Origin of the sequence: Allocoprococcus comes, assembly GCF_013300725.1 — a bacterium.
GTDB classification, from domain to species: domain Bacteria; phylum Bacillota; class Clostridia; order Lachnospirales; family Lachnospiraceae; genus Allocoprococcus; species Allocoprococcus comes_A.
On record NZ_JAAIMM010000002.1, the window covers coordinates 109,487 to 129,075 of the forward strand.

At 44.2% G+C, this 19,589-nt stretch carries 16 protein-coding genes; all 16 read right to left on the reverse strand.

What is annotated here, in order from left to right; genetic code table 11:
• Positions 1–2: 2 nt before the first annotated feature.
• Positions 3–1,127: an FtsW/RodA/SpoVE family cell cycle protein gene (locus G4407_RS01800; protein ID WP_173687544.1), complete on the reverse strand. Its 1,125-nt coding sequence runs from the start codon at positions 1,125–1,127 to the stop codon at positions 3–5.
• A complete protein-coding gene (locus G4407_RS01805) occupies positions 1,124–1,354 on the reverse strand; it encodes a cell division topological specificity factor MinE (RefSeq protein WP_243259116.1) in 231 nt (76 codons plus the stop codon). Before G4407_RS01805 ends, G4407_RS01800 begins: the two co-directional genes overlap by 4 nt.
• A gap of 11 nt (positions 1,355–1,365) precedes the next feature.
• The gene (minD, locus tag G4407_RS01810; RefSeq protein ID WP_173687545.1) at positions 1,366–2,157 is read right to left on the reverse strand and encodes a septum site-determining protein MinD; all 792 of its coding nucleotides are present in this window, start codon (positions 2,155–2,157) and stop codon (positions 1,366–1,368) included.
• A gap of 13 nt (positions 2,158–2,170) precedes the next feature.
• Positions 2,171–2,815, reverse strand: coding sequence for a septum site-determining protein MinC (locus G4407_RS01815; RefSeq protein WP_173687546.1), 645 nt, complete (start codon positions 2,813–2,815; stop codon positions 2,171–2,173).
• Between the two features lie 18 nt (positions 2,816–2,833).
• The gene (locus G4407_RS01820) at positions 2,834–5,674 is read right to left on the reverse strand and encodes a penicillin-binding transpeptidase domain-containing protein (RefSeq protein WP_420314995.1); all 2,841 of its coding nucleotides are present in this window, start codon (positions 5,672–5,674) and stop codon (positions 2,834–2,836) included.
• A 61-nt stretch (positions 5,675–5,735) separates the two neighbouring features.
• Positions 5,736–6,263 carry a rod shape-determining protein MreD gene (gene mreD, locus G4407_RS01825; protein WP_173687548.1) on the reverse strand — a complete coding sequence of 176 codons (528 nt, stop codon included), beginning with the start codon at positions 6,261–6,263 and terminating at the stop codon, positions 5,736–5,738.
• A gap of 2 nt (positions 6,264–6,265) precedes the next feature.
• Positions 6,266–7,153: a rod shape-determining protein MreC gene (gene mreC / locus G4407_RS01830; protein WP_173687549.1), complete on the reverse strand. Its 888-nt coding sequence runs from the start codon at positions 7,151–7,153 to the stop codon at positions 6,266–6,268.
• Entirely contained in the window at positions 7,154–8,176 is a 1,023-nt protein-coding gene (locus G4407_RS01835; protein ID WP_173687550.1) for a rod shape-determining protein, read from the reverse strand.
• A gap of 21 nt (positions 8,177–8,197) precedes the next feature.
• Positions 8,198–8,881 carry a RadC family protein gene (gene radC, locus G4407_RS01840; RefSeq protein ID WP_173687551.1) on the reverse strand — a complete coding sequence of 228 codons (684 nt, stop codon included), beginning with the start codon at positions 8,879–8,881 and terminating at the stop codon, positions 8,198–8,200.
• Positions 8,882–8,974: 93 nt separating this feature from the next.
• Positions 8,975–9,235, reverse strand: coding sequence for a DUF4321 domain-containing protein (locus tag G4407_RS01845; protein WP_008370229.1), 261 nt, complete (start codon positions 9,233–9,235; stop codon positions 8,975–8,977).
• A gap of 105 nt (positions 9,236–9,340) precedes the next feature.
• Positions 9,341–10,993 (reverse strand): NAD(P)/FAD-dependent oxidoreductase, encoded by a 1,653-nt coding sequence (locus G4407_RS01850; RefSeq protein WP_173687552.1) that lies wholly within the window; start codon positions 10,991–10,993, stop codon positions 9,341–9,343.
• Positions 10,986–12,221: a BaiN/RdsA family NAD(P)/FAD-dependent oxidoreductase gene (locus G4407_RS01855; RefSeq protein WP_173687553.1), complete on the reverse strand. Its 1,236-nt coding sequence runs from the start codon at positions 12,219–12,221 to the stop codon at positions 10,986–10,988. The genes G4407_RS01850 and G4407_RS01855 overlap by 8 nt, the downstream gene beginning before the upstream one ends.
• A 1-nt stretch (position 12,222) precedes the next feature.
• Positions 12,223–13,518 carry a methionine gamma-lyase family protein gene (locus G4407_RS01860; RefSeq protein WP_173687554.1) on the reverse strand — a complete coding sequence of 432 codons (1,296 nt, stop codon included), beginning with the start codon at positions 13,516–13,518 and terminating at the stop codon, positions 12,223–12,225.
• Entirely contained in the window at positions 13,518–14,483 is a 966-nt protein-coding gene (gene miaA / locus G4407_RS01865) for a tRNA (adenosine(37)-N6)-dimethylallyltransferase MiaA (RefSeq protein ID WP_173687555.1), read from the reverse strand. The genes G4407_RS01860 and miaA overlap by 1 nt, the downstream gene beginning before the upstream one ends.
• Before the next feature lie 9 nt (positions 14,484–14,492).
• Complete coding sequence (mutL, locus tag G4407_RS01870; RefSeq protein WP_173687556.1) at positions 14,493–16,613, reverse strand: DNA mismatch repair endonuclease MutL; 2,121 nt, start codon at positions 16,611–16,613, stop codon at positions 14,493–14,495.
• A 22-nt stretch (positions 16,614–16,635) separates the two neighbouring features.
• Positions 16,636–19,293, reverse strand: coding sequence for a DNA mismatch repair protein MutS (mutS, locus tag G4407_RS01875; protein ID WP_330585917.1), 2,658 nt, complete (start codon positions 19,291–19,293; stop codon positions 16,636–16,638).
• Positions 19,294–19,589: the final 296 nt, after the last annotated feature.

The following is a 19,589-nucleotide window of genomic DNA, read 5'->3' on the forward strand; positions in this document are numbered from 1 at the left end:
TTTTACTGATATTTTTTAGGCTGAAGCCCTATATTTAATACAATGCCAATTCCCATATATAAGCTGATAAGCGAAGTCAGTCCATAACTAACAAACGGAAGGGGAATTCCTGTATTTGGTAAGATCCCTGTTGCCACGCCGATATTGATAAACGACTGAAATCCTATCTGCGCGGCTACACCGCAGCAAATAATCCGCCCCGCCAGATCTTGTGCCCTGAGTCCTATCAATATACATTGTACTACAATCAATAATAACAGACCAATCACGATACAGCAACCCACAAAACCTAATTCTTCACCTACAATTGCAAAAATAAAGTCTGTCTGTGGCTCAGAAATAAAATTTCCGTTCTTCACGGATGTGGTCGTATTATTATTCAGTCCTTTACCGGTAAGCTGTCCGGACCCAATCGCCATAATCGCATTATTCTGCTGGTAAGCTTCATCACTTGCATATTTCTGCGGTTCCAGCCATGCCAGAATACGCTTTTGCTGATAATCATGCAGAAATGGCTGATTTGGCTGTACAACAATACTGATAAAAATAATCGTAACCGGAACCAGAATCGCAATCAGGGTTCCGATAAATCGATAACTCAGTCCCGCCAGATACATCATAGCACAAAAGACAAGCGCTATGGATAAGGTTGTTGAAAGGTCCGGCTGAAGAACGATCAGGATCAGTGTTGGTGCGATCAATCCTACTGCTTTCAGGATGGTTGCTGCACTGTTCAGATCATCCTCATGATTCATCAGAAATTTTGCAAAGAATAAGACAACCAGTATTTTGCTGAGCTCTGATGGCTGAAAATTCGTCACTCCGATATCAATCCACCGCTGTGCACCGTTTACATTGGTTCCAAACAGCTTTACACATACCAGTGCAATGATATTGATCCCGTATAAAATCCAGTAAAAATTCAGAAGCCATACATAGTCTATCATTGAAAGAATGATCATCAGGATCACTCCGGCGACAAGTCCTATGATCTGTCTTCCCTGTACTGCCTGCTTTGCACTTCCGATTACCATAACTCCGATAATCGATATAGCAAGAACAGAAATGATCAGACCGAATTTCACATCTTTTAAATGATAAGGTTTTGTCTTTTTTGGTAATCTCACGATTTTTCTCCTGTCAAGTTGATTCTAATCTGTGAACGTGTTATTTCCACTTTAAAATTATCTTCGGTTATCTTCATGTATTTTCCGATTGTGTGGTATAATTCTCCGCACAAAAGATCATAAGTATCCGGCTGACACTGCACCCGGTCCGAAACAAGAAGGCTTTTCAGACGTTCTTTTGCAATACGGACAGATGAATGGTGCATACCTCTTTCAAATACATGCATGATACATCCTCCTAATTTCTTTTAAACATATGGGAAAGCTTGTGGAACAGACCTTCCTGTTTATCAAGATCGAGAAACGGTACTTCTTCACCGGTTATACGCCGGCAGATATTGGTATATGCTTTTCCTGCCAGCGAATCCATATCTACAACCGTCTCTCCCTGGTTCGTTCCGATCACGACCTGTTCATCATCCGGAATTGCTCCGATCAGGTCGATGGGAAGAATCTCTGTCACATCTTCTACTGACATCATCTCTCCTCTTTTCACCATATCCATCCGGATACGGTTAATAATCAGATTCAGTTTTTTCATGTGATTCTGTTCCAGCAGCCCAATGATACGGTCAGCATCACGAATGGAGGATACTTCCGGCGTCGTCACAACAAATGCCCTGTCAGCTCCGGCAATCGCATTCTGGAATCCCTGCTCAATCCCTGCCGGACAATCCAGTAAAACGTAATCAAATTCATCTCGAAGCTCATTAGTAAGCTTGATCATCTGCTCCGGTGTGATCGCTGACTTATCTTTTGTCTGTGCCGATGGCAGCAGATACAGATTTTCATGACGCTTATCACTGATCATCGCCTGCTTCAAACGGCAGCCACCTTCGATCACATCGACCAGATTATATACGATCCGGTTTTCAAGTCCCATGACAACATCCAGATTCCGAAGGCCCAGATCCGTATCGATCACCAGTACCTTTTTCCCGAGCTTTGAAAGTCCGGCACCTATATTTGCTGTCGTTGTTGTTTTTCCGACACCGCCTTTTCCCGATGTCACTACAATAATTTCACCCATTTTTCAGATCCTCCTACCACTCTAAATTCTCCAGTGGATCGATATAAATGCGCTTGCCGTCAAGACGGGCGATACTTGGTCTTACGGTTTCGTCCTGAAGATATGTATGTGTTGATACAATATCTGCAATCTTCATCACATGCGGTCTCATCGACAACGCCGTAATAAACGCATCACGATCTCCTGTTGCCCCGGCATGTACCGTTCCCCTTACCGCACCCAGCACAACAATATTGCCCTTGGATACTACGGTTGCACCAAACTCTACATCGCCAAGTATAATAATACTCTGCTCTGTCTCCAGTACCTGCCTTTGTCTGAGCGTACCTTTGTAGAACTGACCTTCTTTTCTGGATAAACTGTTAAGAGAGTCTTCTACTACTTTTTTGTATAATCTTTCTGTATTTTCATTAGTATCAAAAATACAGACAATATGGATATGAGCGACATCAGTGATCAGACCGATGACCTCTTCTTCCTGTGGTTTTGTAAGAATCCGCCCTTCAAACGTTACCGCCATGGTCGCATCTTTGAAAAAGCGGGCAGATTCGGTAAATTTTTCTCTCAATTCCTTCAGAATCTCTGTATACTCTGCATCAGGATCCATATGAACAATCAGACCGTATTTATTACTTTTAATGATGACTTTCTGTTTCATACCTGTGATCCCCCTCAATTAGTCTCCATGTGTCGATGATGAACCTGCTGCTGATGCATGCCCTGTGATCAGCTCATCACGGCTTGTCTCTCCATAATAATAGCGCATCAGGTCTCTTCCAATCTCTGACGGATATAAAGATTCATAACCATTTTTGATACGGATCGCAAATGCGACTTCCGGATCGTCACTTGGCGCATATCCAACAAACAGACCGTGATCCGGATGTGTAGTACTCTGCTGTGCCGTACCGGTTTTACCTGACATGGTAATATCTCCCAGTGAGGAATAGGTACTGTTGCTGGTTACAACTGCCCGCATTCCCGACTGAACAGCATCCCATGTATTTCCGGAAACACCCTCTATCTGGTTCAGCACATCCGGTTCGTAAGTTTTTGTCACCTTACCATCCTTATTTTCTACATGATCCAGAAGAGAAAGATTATAAACAGTTCCTCTGTTTGCAATTGCTGTAACATATCTTGCAAGCTGGGTTGTCGTATAGTTATTGGTACCCTGACCGATTGCAGAACGTACAGAGTCCTGGTCAGATACCTGAGGCGACGATTCCGGAATTTCGATTCCCGTTGTCTGGTTCAGTCCAAACATAGTCGCATACTTCAGAAGCGTCTCACATCCCTGGTCAGAGGAATATCCAGACTCGCTGCTCTTTGCATTACTGAGCATCTGGTTTGCAAGTCCCAGACGGTATCCAACTTCATAGAAGAACATATTGCAGGAATGCTGGATCGCACTCGTCACATTCAGACTTCCATGTGACCCAGGATAAATCCAGCATCGTGGACTCGGTGAAATTTTCTCATAGAGTCCGCCACAGCTGATATACGTACTGGTATCAATGACGCCTTCTGTCAGTCCGGCAACAGCAACCAGTGGTTTGTAAGTAGATCCCGGTGCCGTCTTCTCCTGCGTCGCATTATTATATAACGGTGCCGACTGATCATTTAAAAGCTTTGTATAATAGCCTGAATCCATGGTATTTGCAAGCCGGTTATTATCATATCCCGGATAGGATACACAGGCAAGAAGCTGTCCGGTCTTCGTGTCCGTTACTACAACTGATCCGGTAGATGGTTCCAGCCCAAGCTGTCCCGGTGTGATTTCCAGATCTTCAATCTTGGAATACATGAAATCATAGGCAGTCATTGTACCATCCGCAAGCTTATTATAAACATCTTCATCATAATCCAGAATTCCCTGCTCATAAAGCATCATACCGATCTGGCTTCCTGTGATTTCTTCATTGCGTATCATATATTTGTAGATCAGTTTGTCAAATCCGGAATCCTTTGGAAGATTTGCACTGATATACGCCAGAATCCCCTGATACACTTCGTTCTGATCCGAATACTCACTGTCACTGTTCATATAATCAGTCAGTTTTGATGTATCGACCCAGTTCTTGGAGATCGCATAATTCAGGTAAGTATAGAGACTGATGCTCTCATCATTTTCCCATGCAATATAGGTAGAATCACTTGTATCAATCGAATCCTTCTGGATGATTGCTGCATTCTGGGTAAGTACAGTACTGATAATATAACTGAGATATGCCTGCATATCCTCATCACAGTCTTTGTATGCCGGCGCACCCGAATCACTCAGCTGTGCCATCACATCTGCAAGCACTGCCTCCTTTTTGGAAGAAAATGACGCATACACACTTTTCTCAGTCTCCCCGGCATCCGCAGCCTCAAAATGTCCCACATTCAGGATCTCATTGGAAATAAATGCATTGTAAACATCACCAATCGGTATCTTCACATCACTTCCCTCTTCTGCCTGTGTACGGTCATAGGTCAGAGACGTAGTCAGATTGGAAAGGATGATTCCGGCAAGCTTTTCTTCCAGGAGATCATAAGCTGCCTTTTGCAGATTGGCATCAATAGAAAGATAGACATCATTTCCTGCCTTTGCCTTTTTCCCCTGCTTGGACTCAATGACCTTTCCCACACTGTTAACATAAAGTTTGATTTCACCTTTTTCACCCTGAAGTGTTTTATCCAGGGTCTGCTCCAGCCCTGCTTTTCCAACCACATCAGTAAGAGAATACGAGTCCTGCTCCTTTTCATCCAGCGCATCATATTCATCCTGTGAAATCACGCCCGTATAACCAAGAATAGACGCAAAATATTTGCTGTCCGGATAATAACGGATTGAATCCTCTTCAATGTTAACTCCCTGAAGCGTATCCAGGTTCTCCATGATAGCAGCCGTTGTACTTTCACTGACATCACTTGCAACCGTTGTAGCCACATACTTCTGATAGCGATTCAGTCCCATGGAATACCGGATTGTTACCAGCTTCAGGATTTCTTCTTTGGACATTTTTTGTTCGTCCAGCCCATAGCCGTAGGTCTCATCTGTACAGAGATAATGCATCAGATCTGCCGCACTGTATGCCTTCTGCTTGTCACTGAGCTTATCAATGGTTGCTTTTCCAAACACATCCGCAAGGAATCGCAGACGCTGCACCTCGCTTGTCATGGAATAAGCATATTCTCCGTTATCATTGAGAATAATTTTGAAATCATTGACAATAGAATCTCCATTCGATTCAACAATACTGATCACTTTTTCAATTGTTGCATTGATGATTTTATTTTTCTCTTTGACCGTATCATAGTCACCGTTATCTTCAATCGTGACGGAATATGCGAGCTTGTTATCTGCCAGAACCACTCCGTTCCGGTCCAGGATGCGGCCTCTGGTTCCCTGTACCTCTTTTGTTTTCTGGATCTGAAGCTTATAGTCATCCAGATATGCCTGTCCATTTACGATCTGTAAAACAAACACACGCTGTATCAAGATTGCAGAAAGCACAATAAACACAAGCATCAGCACAAACACTCTAGATTTTACCAAGTCGATAAACCATCTTTTCAGACGATCCAATAAATCAAACAAATCTGCTAGCACTCCTTTTTTCTTCTTCTTCAAGTCTTCGGTTAATATGCAGAATGATCTGATACAGAACAAGTGTAACCAGAATCGTATAAACCAGTTCCGGCATGATCACATGTCTCAGATAATTCAAAAAATGGAAATCACTTTTCAACATGAATAAAAGTACATAAATCACCATACCATATAAAAACTCACTGCCGGCAATAAGCGCCAACGGGAGCTTGATGTCTTCATCATAAAATACTCTCTGGAAAAATCCGTTGCCATATCCGATCAGCATATAGATCAGCGCATAAAACCCAAGCAGATCTCCACCTAGTATATCTTTTAAAAGTCCACAGAAAAAGCCGATGATCATTCCCTCTTTTTGTCCCCTCATAAATCCAAATGAAGACGTCACGATTATCAGGAGATTCGGAATAATTGAGGCAAACGTCAGTTTTTGAAACACCGTTGTCTCCAGAAGAAAACAGACAATGATCAACACCGCACAGATCAGGATCCTTTTAATCTTTTTCATGTCTATTCGCCTCCGTTATCGCTTCCACTTTCACCTTTTCCATCGATCAGATCCTGCTTTGTTGTTGTAATAACAAGAACTTCCTGTAATTCCTTAAAATCCGTTGCCGGAATGATATATCCGGATCTTGTCAGGTTATTGGAATCTACATTCACCTCTGAAATATATCCAACCAGAAGTCCCTGCAGATATTTGCTGCTGATATTCGATGTTACAACCTGTTCTCCAACCGCCACTTCATTTTCATTATTGGCAAGCTGTTCAAATTTTAAAAGTCCGTCCTGCACCGTCTGCAGATCTCCGCTTACAATACATTTGTCAAAGGTTGTCAGGATCATGGCACTTACATTTTTATCATCGATAATCGAACTTACTGTTGCCCAGTTCGGTCCGACTTCTGTGACAATTCCGACCAGTCCGGTTCCAGATAAGACATTCATATCTTCCCTGATTCCATCATTGCTTCCCTTATCGATCGTAAATTTCGAAAACCAGTTGCTATTCTCACTGGCGATTACATTCGCAGCAACTTTCGGATAATCCGCTGTATTCTGATCCATCTTATATAATTCTTTATATCTTTCCAGCGTTGCTGAATTCTGCTGCAACCGGTTATTCTCAGTCGTCATCTCCTCCAGGCGGGATTTCAGTTCTTTGTTTTCTTTTTTTACTTCCTGAAGTGTTGCAAAATTCTCAGAAACATCGCCGATCCACATCCCGACACGGTTGATTCCTTTCTGCATCGGCACGATCGTGTAACCTGCTGCCCAGGAAAGCGGTCCTTTCCCGGACTCTGCAAATCCGGAAAGTCCCATCAGTACAATACATATGATAACAAGGATCAGCAACCAGTATTTATTTGATGTCGAAAATTGATTCTTTCTTTTCATCTATCTTATCCACCTATAATTTTCATCCAACATTGAGTACGAAAGTTTTTTAAGTTCTTTTGAATTGATCATTCGTCGCAGTCCTTCTACTGCACACAGATCCGGCTTAGCAGCCACATGCACCGGATATCCTGTCACAGCTTCTATGTACCGGTCAAGCCCCGGTAACCGGGAAACGCCACCCGTCAGACAGATTCCATTCTTTCTGATTGAACGGGCTACCTCCGGTGGGGTACGTTCAATCAACTGCCCAATCTGCGAAGTGCAGGCTTCCAGAGATTCTTTCATCGCAGCCCGTACCGCACTGCTTGGAATTTCCTGGTATCTTGGTACACCAACAACCAGATTACGTCCGGCAATCACCATGGAAGCTTTTCCGTTTCCGCCAAGCACTCCAAAACGTTTCCGGAGAGCCTCGGCTGTCTGTCTTCCGATCAGAAAATCATAATTCCGGCGGACCATATTCTGAACTGCCACATCAAATGTCATACCGCCGATCTTAAGCATTTTATTAAGTACCATGCCACCTGAACCTACTACAGATAATTCGGTTGTAGCCGCACCAAAATCAGCGATCAGCATCCCTTTCGTCTTCCTGACATCAACTCCCATTCCGATACACTGCGCAACTCCGCGTTCTACAATACTCACTTCTTTTGCTTTCGCCGTTGAATGAACAACCAGATCAAAAAACGCCCTTTTTTCAACTTCTGTGACATCCGTAGGTACTGCGATCAGATATTCTGATCCTCTTGCAAAACGGCGCTCTTTCTTCAGCAGATTCTGAAGAAGATACTGCATATCCGTAAATCTGCTGATTACACCTTCTTTCATCGGAAACACCACTTCAATATTTCCCGGTGTTCTCTCGAACATCGCATATGCTTCATCGCCGACAGCCAAGATCTCTTTTCCGTCCACAATAGCAATTACATTCTTCTCTTTCCACGTACTGTCCTGCTTTTTATCATACACCTTGATCTCATAAGTCCCGAGATCAAGACCGTAAATATTTCGCGCCATAATCTAAAGTTCCTTTCCATACTACTTTTCCTTAAGCAGCTTCTGCTCTGCGAGTGATACATAGCAGTTATCACCAATAATGATATGATCCAGAAGTTCAATTCCAAGAAGACTTCCGCCCTCCCGGATGCGCTGCGTCACAAGAATGTCTTCCCTGCTCGGCATCGGATCACCACTTGGATGATTGTGCAACAGTATAATATAGACTGCGTTCTTTTGCAATGCCTCTATAAAGAGTTCTCTCGGAGAAATTACGGACATATTCACTGTCCCTCTCGAAATTTCACTTTCTCCGATCAGCCTGGAACGCGTATTCAGCATCAGCAGTTTCAAATGCTCCTGCCTGTAATAGCGCATATCTTCCATATAATATGCTGCAATTGTATCCGGTCTTGAAAAATCCAGATCTTCTCTGGCCGAAAGCTGGGACATTCTCTTGGAAAGCTCACAAAGGCATAAAATCTGAATAGCCTTTACTCTTCCGATTCCACTGATTTTCAGCAGTTCTTCTTTTGTCCAGCTTTGAAGATGGGCTTTGGTTTGTGGCTGTGTACCTTCTCCAGGATAAAAAAGCTTCCTGGCAAGATCCAGTGCACTCTCTCCCTTTGTTCCAGTCCTTAACAGAACAGCGAGCAATTCAATATCTGTTAAACTGCCCGCCCCAAAACGTTCACATTTTTCATATGGCCGCTCTTCTGATAACATTTCTCAAATGGTATTTTTTTGATTCATCCTTTTGCAGGATTTGTTGATTCACACCAGACTCTCCACCCTTGTATATGGGATGCTTTATACATCCTATAAGAAACGATAAATGAATATGGAGATAATCACTCCAATAATGCTTGCGATCGTGATCTTAATCGTAAGACCAAACGTAATAACGACAAGTCCGAGGTTCAAAACAATCGGTGTCTCTACCCCGAAAGTCTGTCCATAAGAAAGCCAGCTAAGTGCTGGAACCCCTTCTGCAAGCACACCGATAAAGCCACCCAGAACAATCCCTGCCAGAATCAGCAAAAATAAAGCCCAGGCATTCTTACTTCCGGCTCCTCTCATCTGTACTCCTCCTCTTTTGAATCACAAACTGGTATCATTTTAGCATATTTTAAAAAACGTGTATAGACTTTTTAAATATTATTTTTTTCTTAACACAGCTGTTTTCTATAAAAACGGTGCATATTTTTGTCGAATTTTTTCTGCGATTTTAATACCGTCTGCTGCCGCCGATGTAATCCCGCCGGCATATCCTGCGCCCTCTCCGCAAGGATAAAGTCCTCCAATCACGCTTTCCAGCGAATGATTATCTCTTACGATCCGTACCGGCGAAGAGGTTCTGCTCTCCACTCCGGAAAGAATGGAAAGAGGATGCGAAAATCCTCGAATTTTCTTGTTAAAATCTTCCATCCCGTCCACCAGCGCGCTACCGATCTTTGCCGGAAAAATCCCCGCCAGGTCTGTCTCTTCATACGCACCCTTCATACATGGCTCATGCCCCTGATACCAGACCTCTGCATCAGTCTTTTCCTTTTCTTTTCCGGTCACACTCCGGTAAAAATCCCCGTATCTCTGTACCGGGATTTTTCCTTTTCCTGCTTCGTAAGCTGCCTTTTCCAGTTCTCTCTGGAATGCAATTCCGGCAAGGGGATGGTCGCTTTCAAAATCCTCCGGTGTAACCGTCACAACGATTGCACTGTTGGCATTGCGGCTGTCACGGGCATGATAGCTCATTCCGTTGACCGCAAGATATCCCTCCTCCGAAGACGCATTAACCACATAGCCTCCCGGACACATACAGAACGAGTATACACCCCTTCCATCCGGCAGTTTTGCAGTCAGCTTATAGGCTGCCGCCGGAAGAGATGCATTTGCATCCCCATACTGGGAATGATTGATCAGCTCCTGCGGGTGTTCTGCGCGAACACCAACTGCAAAGGATTTTGCCTCCATCGGAACCTTTTTCCCGAAGAGCATCGCAAAGGTCTCCCGCGCACTGTGTCCCGGTGCCAGAACCAGCGTCTCCGTCTGTATTTCTTCTTTTTCTTTTTTCAGAAGATCTTCATATATGATCCCTCTGATCCGCCTTGTATCTTCTGTAAAAAGAATCTCTGTCATCTGTGTATGAAAATGGATTTCACCACCCCACACAAGGATTCTCTCACGCATATTTCTGATCACAGTCTGTAGAATATCCGTTCCGATGTGTGGTTTATTCACATAAAGAATGTCTTTTGGGGCTCCGTTTTCCACGAAAATCTCCAGCACCTTACGATTGCGCCCCACCGGATCCTTGATCAGTGTATTTAGTTTTCCGTCTGAAAACGTCCCTGCTCCGCCTTCTCCAAACTGCACATTAGAATCCGGTTTCAGTACCCCCGTCTTCCAGAACTCCTCAACATCTTTCTGTCGTTCTTCCACCGGTGCTCCCTGTTCCAGAAGAAACGGCCGATATCCATATTCTGCAAGAAAATATGCACAGAAAAGTCCGGCAGGGCCGCATCCGACAACCACCGGACGTGACTTCAATTTTTCGTTGCCTCCTGCCGGAAAAATATATGGCATTGCTTCATGGAGTTGCACATTGCCCACACGCTTTTTTCGGGTAAGCATCTTCAAGAGCTGCTTTTCATTGTCCGCTTTTACATCCACAGTATAGACATAGAACAGCTCCGGCTTCTTTCTGGCATCCAGAGACTGCTTGATAATCTCATAGCTCTGAACCTCTTCTGTCCTGCACATCAGTGTGTGCACAATCTTTTTCTTCAAATCCTCTTCCGTATGCGTAACCGGAAGCTTCAGCTGACTGATTCTAAGCATTTGCCGCTCCTTTCCCTGCCAGATAACCACTGGTCCATGCCCACTGCAGATTGTAACCTCCGCAGATTCCATCTACATCTAGAATTTCTCCCGCAAAATAAAGTCCTTTTACAAGCTCCGACTCCATCGTGTCCGGATCAATTTCTCTTGTATCTACACCGCCTGCACAGATCTGCGCCTGTTCAAACGGATTTGTCTTATCAATATAAGTCCGGAAATGCTTACAGATCCGGCAAAGTCTTTCCAGATTCTCTTCACTAAGGTCATGCACCGGCATTGTTCCCGAAATTCCAATTCTCTTCAGAAGTGCACCGGCAAGCTTTTTGTGGAACAACCCATTAAAATACTGTTCCATCACAAGACCATCCAGCCTTATCCTTCGTTCCTTTAACATCTGCAAAAATTCTATATCTCCAAAATCCGGCATAAAATCCAGCTCTGCAAAAACTTCTTTCTTTTCATACAGACCTCTCGCCGCATAACGGCTGATCTGAAAGACCGGTATCCCGGAAATACCATAATCTGTAAGCTGTAGCTCGCCGATATCGGAAGCCTTTTCTGTCCCGTCGATAAAAACCGTTACTTTTCCATGAGTACGCACGCCTGCAACCTGCCGGTACAGCTTTTCCCTGCAACGGAGCTGTACCAGAGCCGGGACAACCGGAACCAGTTTATGTCCCAGCATTTTTGCCAGGTCATACCCACTTCCGTCACTTCCAAGCTTTGCAGCTGCCTTCGATCCGGTCGCAAGGATCACAGCCTCACCGGAAATCATTCCTTTTTTTCCGTCTTTTGAAAAACTGATCTGAAAACCGTTTTTCTTTGGTATGATCCCAAATACGCGTACTCCGGTATGAATCCGGATCTTTGCCAGTTCCAGCGCAGACTCCAGTGCTTCCCTCACTGCCGAGGCCTGTTCGGACCAGGGATACAGATAGCCATTTTTATCCTTCGGATAAATTCCAAGATTTTCAAAAAAAGACGTTGTCTCAGGCTCTGAAAATTTTCCGATTGATTTCCATGCAAATCCGCTATTGTCGCTTCGATAGCAGGATGGATCCTGAAAGCGATTGGTAAAGTTGCATCTGCCATTACCCGTTGACAGTATTTTTCTGCCAATCATTTCATTCTGTTCCAGAAGCAGTACATCTGCACCATTCTGTGCCGCCGTAAGTGCAGCCATACTGCCAGCTGCTCCGCCGCCGATGATGATGACTCTTTTTTTCATTCTATAATTCCTTTACAATTCCTTTTTCATATAACTTCTGAAGAGACATTAAAATACCAAGTTTTGCATGCGCCCAGGTAAGGCCTCCCTGGAAATATACTGCATACGGTTCTTTGATCGGTCCATCTGCACTCAGTTCGATGGACGAGCCCTGTACAAATGCCCCTGCCGCCATAATCACATCACTGTCGTATCCCGGCATTGCCCACGGTTCCGGTGTTACATAACTGTCAACCGGTGCCGCCGCCTGGATTCCCTGGCAGAATGCGATTACACCTTCCGCACTTCCAAGTGTTACTGCCTGAATGATATCGTGGCGTTCCTCTTTTCCGTCCGGTACAACTGCATAACCAAGCTTTTCATATACATTCGCCGCAAAAATAGCTCCTTTTAATGCACCTGCAACAACCGTCGGTGCAAGAAAAAGTCCCTGATAGAATGACTGCATCACACCAAGAGAAGCCCCCACTTCTTTTCCAAGTCCCGGAGAAGTCAGGCGGTAAGCACACTGCTCGATCAGATCCTTTCTTCCAGCCACATAGCCACCGATCGGGGCAAGTCCGCCACCCGGATTCTTGATCAGAGAACCGACAACCAGATCCGCACCCACGTCACTTGGCTCCTTTTCTTCTACGAATTCACCATAGCAGTTATCCACCATACAGATGACTTCCGGTTTGATCTTCTTGACAAATGCGATTGCTTCCCCAATCTGATCCACAGAAAAACTCGGTCTTGTCTGATATCCTTTGGAACGCTGAATCGTGATCAGCTTTGTTTTCTCACCAATCGCTTTTTCAATCGAATCAAAGTCAAAGCTTCCGTCCGGCAGCAGGTCCACCTGATTATAGATTACTCCATATTCTGCAAGGGAACCTGTGGATGGGCGGATTCCAATGACCTCTTCCAGTGTGTCATACGGCTTTCCTGCGATGGAAAGCAGTTCATCACCAGGTCTTAAATTTGCAGAAAGCGTTAAAGCAAGCGCATGGGTTCCGCAGGTAATCTGTGGTCTTACCAGTGCATCTTCGGTATGAAAAACATTCGCATACACCTTTTCCAGCGTATCTCTTCCGAAATCATTGTATCCATAGCCGGATGCATAGTTGAAGCATTCTGCATTTACTCTTGCTTCCTGCATGGCATGAATGACCTTCAGCTGGTTCAACTCTGCCATCTTATCGATCTTATCAAAACGTTCTTTCAGTGATTTTTCAATTTGTTCTCCAAATGCATGAACTTCCGGTGAAATTCCGGTCTGTCCATATAATTTCTGTATTTTCTGACTGATATCCATTAGTCTGTAATCTCCTTTTCTTTCAATATCGCAAGCATTGCCTGCAAAATCTTCTCTTCATCGTATCCGAATTCCTCTTTCTGGATCCAGTTCACATCCCGCTCTCTGCGGAACCAGGTCAACTGGCGTTTTGCGAAATGACGGGTATCCCTTTTCAGGATCGTTACCGCTTCTTCAAGTGAATCCTTTCCATCCAGATAATCCAGGATTTCCTTATATCCAAGTCCCTGCATTGAAACCATTTCCCTTGTGCATCCTCTGGCCTTTAAAGCAGCCACCTCTTCTACCAGTCCCTGCTCCACCATCAGATCCACACGTTGGTCAATTCTTTCATACAAATGACTCCTTACATCATTCAACACAAAATATGCAAACTGATATGGGGATTTTTTCTCCCGTTCTGTCTCATTATGCTCTGAAATCTGCATTCCTGTCTCATGATAATATTCCAGAGCCCGAATCACCCGTTTTACGTTATTGGCATGAATTGCATCGGCTGATTTCGAATCTACTTCCCGAAGCCGGTCATGAAGTGCCTGCACTCCCTGCTCCTTGGCATATATTTCCAGTTTTCTTCGGTATTCCGTATTTTCTTCCCCTTTTTCAAAATCAATATCATATAAAAGAGCCTGAATATAAAATCCCGTACCGCCAACTACGATTGGAATGTTCCCTCTTTCATAAATCCCTTCCATTGCTTCTTTTGCCATCTTTTGAAAAACAGCCACATTAAATTCCGCTTCAGGCTCCAGGACATCGATCAGATGGTGTTTCACACCATCCATCTCCTCCGGCATGATCTTCGCCGAACCGATATCCATGTGCCGGTATACCTGCATCGAATCTGCCGAGATGATCTCTCCTCCAATTGCTTTTGCAAGACCGATCGACGCAGCCGTTTTCCCAACAGCAGTCGGCCCTGTCAGAATGATCAGCGGCTTTTTCTTTTCTGCTAACTGTGTCATTTTCTTCTCCTAAACAATACGCTTAAATTTCTTTTCTAACTCCCGCTTCGTCATTGCTATAATCGTTGGTCTGCCATGCGGACAATGATATGGGTTGTCAAGGGACAGGAGTTCATTGATCAGCTCATCCATTTCCGCATAGGACAGCTTCATATTTCCTTTGACAGCTGCCTTACAGGACATGGACGCAATCTTTTCGTCAATTGATTCCGGCTCCAGACTGGTGGACAGACCATCTGACAGGGAATCCAGCATTTCAAGAAGCAGTTCCTTTTTCGCAATTCCAAACAGGTTATCAGGAATTGCACGCACCGCATACTCATCACCGCCAAAAGGTTCAATCTCAAACCCGATTTCCGTAAAACGATCTTTAAAAGTCTCCAGCACATTGATTTCCTGCATGGAAAGACTCAGGATGATCGGTGGGCTCAAATATTGCGAAGTATACTCTCTCTTCTTCATTCCTGAAAGAGTCTTTTCATAAAGGACTCTTTCATGTGCGGCATGCTGATCAATAATATAGAGACTGTCGCGATATTGGATCAGCCAGTAGGTTTCAAAGACCTGTCCGATGATCCGGTATTCCTGTCTTGCCTCTTTCTTTAAAATCTGTTCTTCAAACAGGTTTAATTGTTTTGGTTTTTCTGCTTTCAAATCCTCCAGGAACAGATCTGGCTCTGTTTTTTCTGGATCGCGCTCTGTTTTTTCTTCACTTTTATCAGAATACGCTCTGTTTTCTGTTCCTTCATTCCGGATATCTGCAGACGGATTTTCATCTAACGCAGCCATCTTTGACTCTTTGGCATCGATATCCTTCTCTTGTTCTTCTTTTGCTTCTGCAAGATGACCGGCATAAACCCGCTCCCTCATCTTCTGCATAAAATAATCCAGCTTTTTGTCACCGGTTGCGACTGTCTTTTCTGCATTCTTCTGTGTCTGAAGTTCCGCAGGCGGCATCTCTGACCGCGACCAGGATGCCGTCTGCCCTGAGCCCTCCTGGACGGAACTCTTTCCCACCTTAGGTGAAGTTCCACCTGTCCGATATGGATTCCCTGCATCTCTTATAACAGTTTTCTTTTCCTGTCTTTCCTCAGACATTCCCGGTACTTTGATCTCCGACATTTCTACTTCTGGGATCAGCTCCGGCTCATGCAGTCCCTTACTGATTGCCTCATAAAGCAGATTGTAAATCCCCTGCTGGTTGCTGAACCTGAGTTCCATCTTGGATGGATGCACATTTACATCAATTTTTTCCGGATCGATCTCAATCCGGAATGCAACAAACGGATAACGATGCTGCATAGTAAAATCTTTGTATCCATCTTCAATCGCTTTTGCGAGAATGCTGTTCCTTACATAACGCCCGTTGACAAAATAATTTTCAAAATTACGGTTTCCACGGTTAATCACTGGCTTTCCCAGATATCCGGACAACCTTACACCATCTTTTTCAAATTCCAGTGGGATCAGATTGTTCGCAATTTCCCGTCCGTAAATGTGGTAAATGACATCTTTCATTTTCCCGTTCCCGGAAGTATGCAGTTTTACCTGTCCATTGTTGATAAACCGGAAGGAAATATCCGGATGGGAAAGGGCAAGTCTGGTCAGCAGATCACTGATATGGCTTGCCTCTGTCATCGGCGTTTTCAGGAATTTGCGTCTGGCAGGTGTATTGAAAAACAGCTGACGCACCAGAAAAGTCGTTCCATCCGGCGCACCGGTATCCTCCGGCGTTCTTCCTTTTCCGCCCTCTATAATATATTTGGTTCCAAATACATCTTCTCTTGTCTTGGTAATCAGTTCTACCCTTGCAACTGCTGAAATACTTGACAGCGCTTCTCCGCGGAATCCGAGTGATGACAAATGCATCAAATCCTCGGCACTGCGGATTTTACTGGTTGAATGACGCAGGAATGCATTTTCCACGTCCTGCTTTGCAATTCCACAACCATTATCCGTGATCCTCATCAAAGAGATCCCGCCCTCTTCGATTTCCACGGTCACTGCCGTAGAACCTGCGTCAATTGCGTTTTCCACCAGCTCTTTCACAACAGAAGCCGGGCGTTCGATTACTTCCCCGGCTGCTATTTTATCAATTGTAATCTGATCCAGCAATTCTATATGCGGCATTCGATTTTTTCCTTTCTATTCATCAGGCCTGCCATCTGTTACGCAGCTTGTTCTGTAGCTGATACAGTTTATTCATCGCGTCCATCGGCGTCATATGGCTGATATCAAGTTCCTTTAACTCATTTAACACATCATCATCTTTTACGGTATCAAACAGAGAAAACTGTGTCAGATCTACCTCGTCCAGTTTCTTCTGCGGCTTTTTCTTTGTCTCACTGCCCTGTACTGCAATATCCTTGACCTTGCCGGTGATATCCGCCGTTACCAACTCTTCCACAATCTCCTTGGCACGGTTAATGACCGGATCCGGCACGCCTGCAAGCTTTGCGACCTGAATACCATAACTCTTGTCTGCTCCGCCCTTTACGATCTTACGCAGGAATACGATATCATCGCCCTTTTCTTTGACTGCAATACAATAGTTGTTGACATTGCTGATCTTGCCTTCCAGTTCGGTAAGCTCATGATAATGGGTGGCAAATAAAGTCTTTGCTCCCAGAAGCTTGCTGTTGCTGATATACTCGACAACCGCCCATGCGATACTCAGTCCGTCAAAGGTACTGGTTCCTCTTCCGATCTCATCCAGGATCAGAAGACTCTTGTTTGTTGCATTTCGCAAAATATTCGCCACCTCGTTCATCTCTACCATAAAAGTACTCTGCCCGCTCGCCAGGTCATCCGATGCCCCTACACGGGTGAAAATACGGTCTACAAGCCCGATATTTGCCGAAGATGCCGGCACAAAGGATCCCAGCTGTGCCATCAGTACGATCAGCGCCGCCTGACGCATATAGGTGGATTTACCAGCCATGTTTGGACCGGTAATGATGGAAATCCGCTGCTTTTTATCGTCCAGATACGTATCATTGGCGATAAACATATCGTTTGGAATCATCTTTTCCACAACCGGATGGCGCCCATCACGAATGTCGATCACGCCCTTTTCATTGATTTTCGGGCGTACATAATTGTTGCGCTCGGCAACCAGTGCAAGAGAAGCTATCACATCCAGCTTTGCAACCGCCTTTGCTGTTCTCTGTATCCTGGTCAGCTCTGCTGCGATCGTATTTCTCACCTCACAGTAAAGCTCATATTCCAGTGCACACAGTTTGTCCTCTGCTCCTAAAATCGTATCTTCCAGCTCTTTCAGTTCCGGAATGATGTAACGCTCTGCATTGGCAAGGGTCTGCTTTCTTGTATAATAATCCGGAACCAGCTCCTTGAACGAATTGGTAACTTCCAGATAATAACCAAATACTTTATTATAGCGGATCCGCAGGTTTTTAATCCCGGTCTTTTCCCGTTCCCTGGTCTCCAGATCAGCGAGCCAGTTCTTTCCTTCCGATTTTGCTTTTCGAAGACGGTCTACTTCATCATTATAACCATCTTTGATGATTCCGCCTTCTTTCATAGCAAGCGGCGGTTCTTCCTGGATTGCCCGTCCGACCAGATCACAAAGCTCTTCCAGCGGATCCAGTTCTTCATAAATTTCCCTCAAAAGATCACTTTCCATGTCTTTTAATATGTATTTTACTGACGGCAGCATGGAAAGGGAACTCTGAAATGCGATCAGGTCTCTTGGATTTGCGGACTGATAGGTGATTTTCCCAACCAGACGCTCCAGATCGTACACCGGATTCAAATATTCCCGGATTTCTTCTCTGCAAATAGCGTTATCCTTCAGCTCCGCAACTGCATCCAGCCTTTTGACAATGGATTCTTTGTCGATCAACGGCTGTTCTACATATTTTCGAAGGGTTCTCGCTCCCATTGCTGTCTTTGTCTTATCAAGTACCCACAGAAGTGAACCTCTTTTCTGCTTTTCACGTAAAGTCTCAACCAGTTCCAGATTGCGTCTTGTAGCACTGTCCAGAACCATGTAATTTCCGGTTGCATAACGTGTCAGCCGGCTCATGTGGGACAGAGAATTCTTCTGCGTTTCTTCCAGATATTTTAAAAGCGCACCAGATGCGATCATGCCACATTCACAATCCGAAAGTCCAATCCCTTCAAGAGAAGCCACCTTAAAATGCTCCTGCAAAGTTTCCCGGCAGAGTGCATCATCAAAATACCATGCTTCCAGTGAATAAATTGCCATATGCAGGCGGTTTTTCAGATCATCCAGATCCATTCCACTCATGTAAAATGCTTCATTGCAGACAATCTCAGACGGCATAAATTTGTAAAGCTCATCCAACAGTTTTGTCTGGGAATCCAGTTCTGTCACCAGATATTCCCCGGTTGTAACATCCGCAATCGAAAGTCCGTACCGGTCTGCCATATAGACAATACACATAATGTAATTGTTCTTTGTTTCATCCAGTCCCTGAGTATCCAGGTTGGTTCCAGGTGTTACTACACGGATAACTTCCCGTTTTACAATTCCTTTTGCTGTTTTCGGATCTTCTACCTGCTCACAGATTGCCACCTTATAGCCTTTTGATACCAGACGGTTCAGATAACTGTCAACTGCGTGGTACGGGATTCCGCACATCGGTGCCCGTTCTTCCAGTCCGCAGTTCTTTCCGGTCAGAGTGATTTCCAGCTCTTTTGATGCTGTGAGAGCATCGTCAAAGAACATTTCATAAAAATCTCCTAAGCGGTAAAAGAGTATACAATCCTTATATTCCTCTTTTGTCTGCATATATTGCTTCATCATCGGTGTAAGTTCACCAGTCATATCAAAATCTCCTTATTTTACAAGGGTTTCAGCACTTTTTTCTATATTTTCAACCATGTTTTAGCCATGTTTTTTGTGCTTTTCTTATACTATTCCCTTACTGTTTTTAGTCACATATTGCATGACAATTCGTGCAATATTTCGTACTTTTCTTTATTTTTATCTGATAATATGCGAGAAAATTGAATTTTCAATATTCTCTCGCACATTCAGGTAATTTCACTTTTAATCCTAAATCAAATCAATAGTATTGAATTTATAAAAATAATTATTCTAATCCCTAATCCCACATCAGA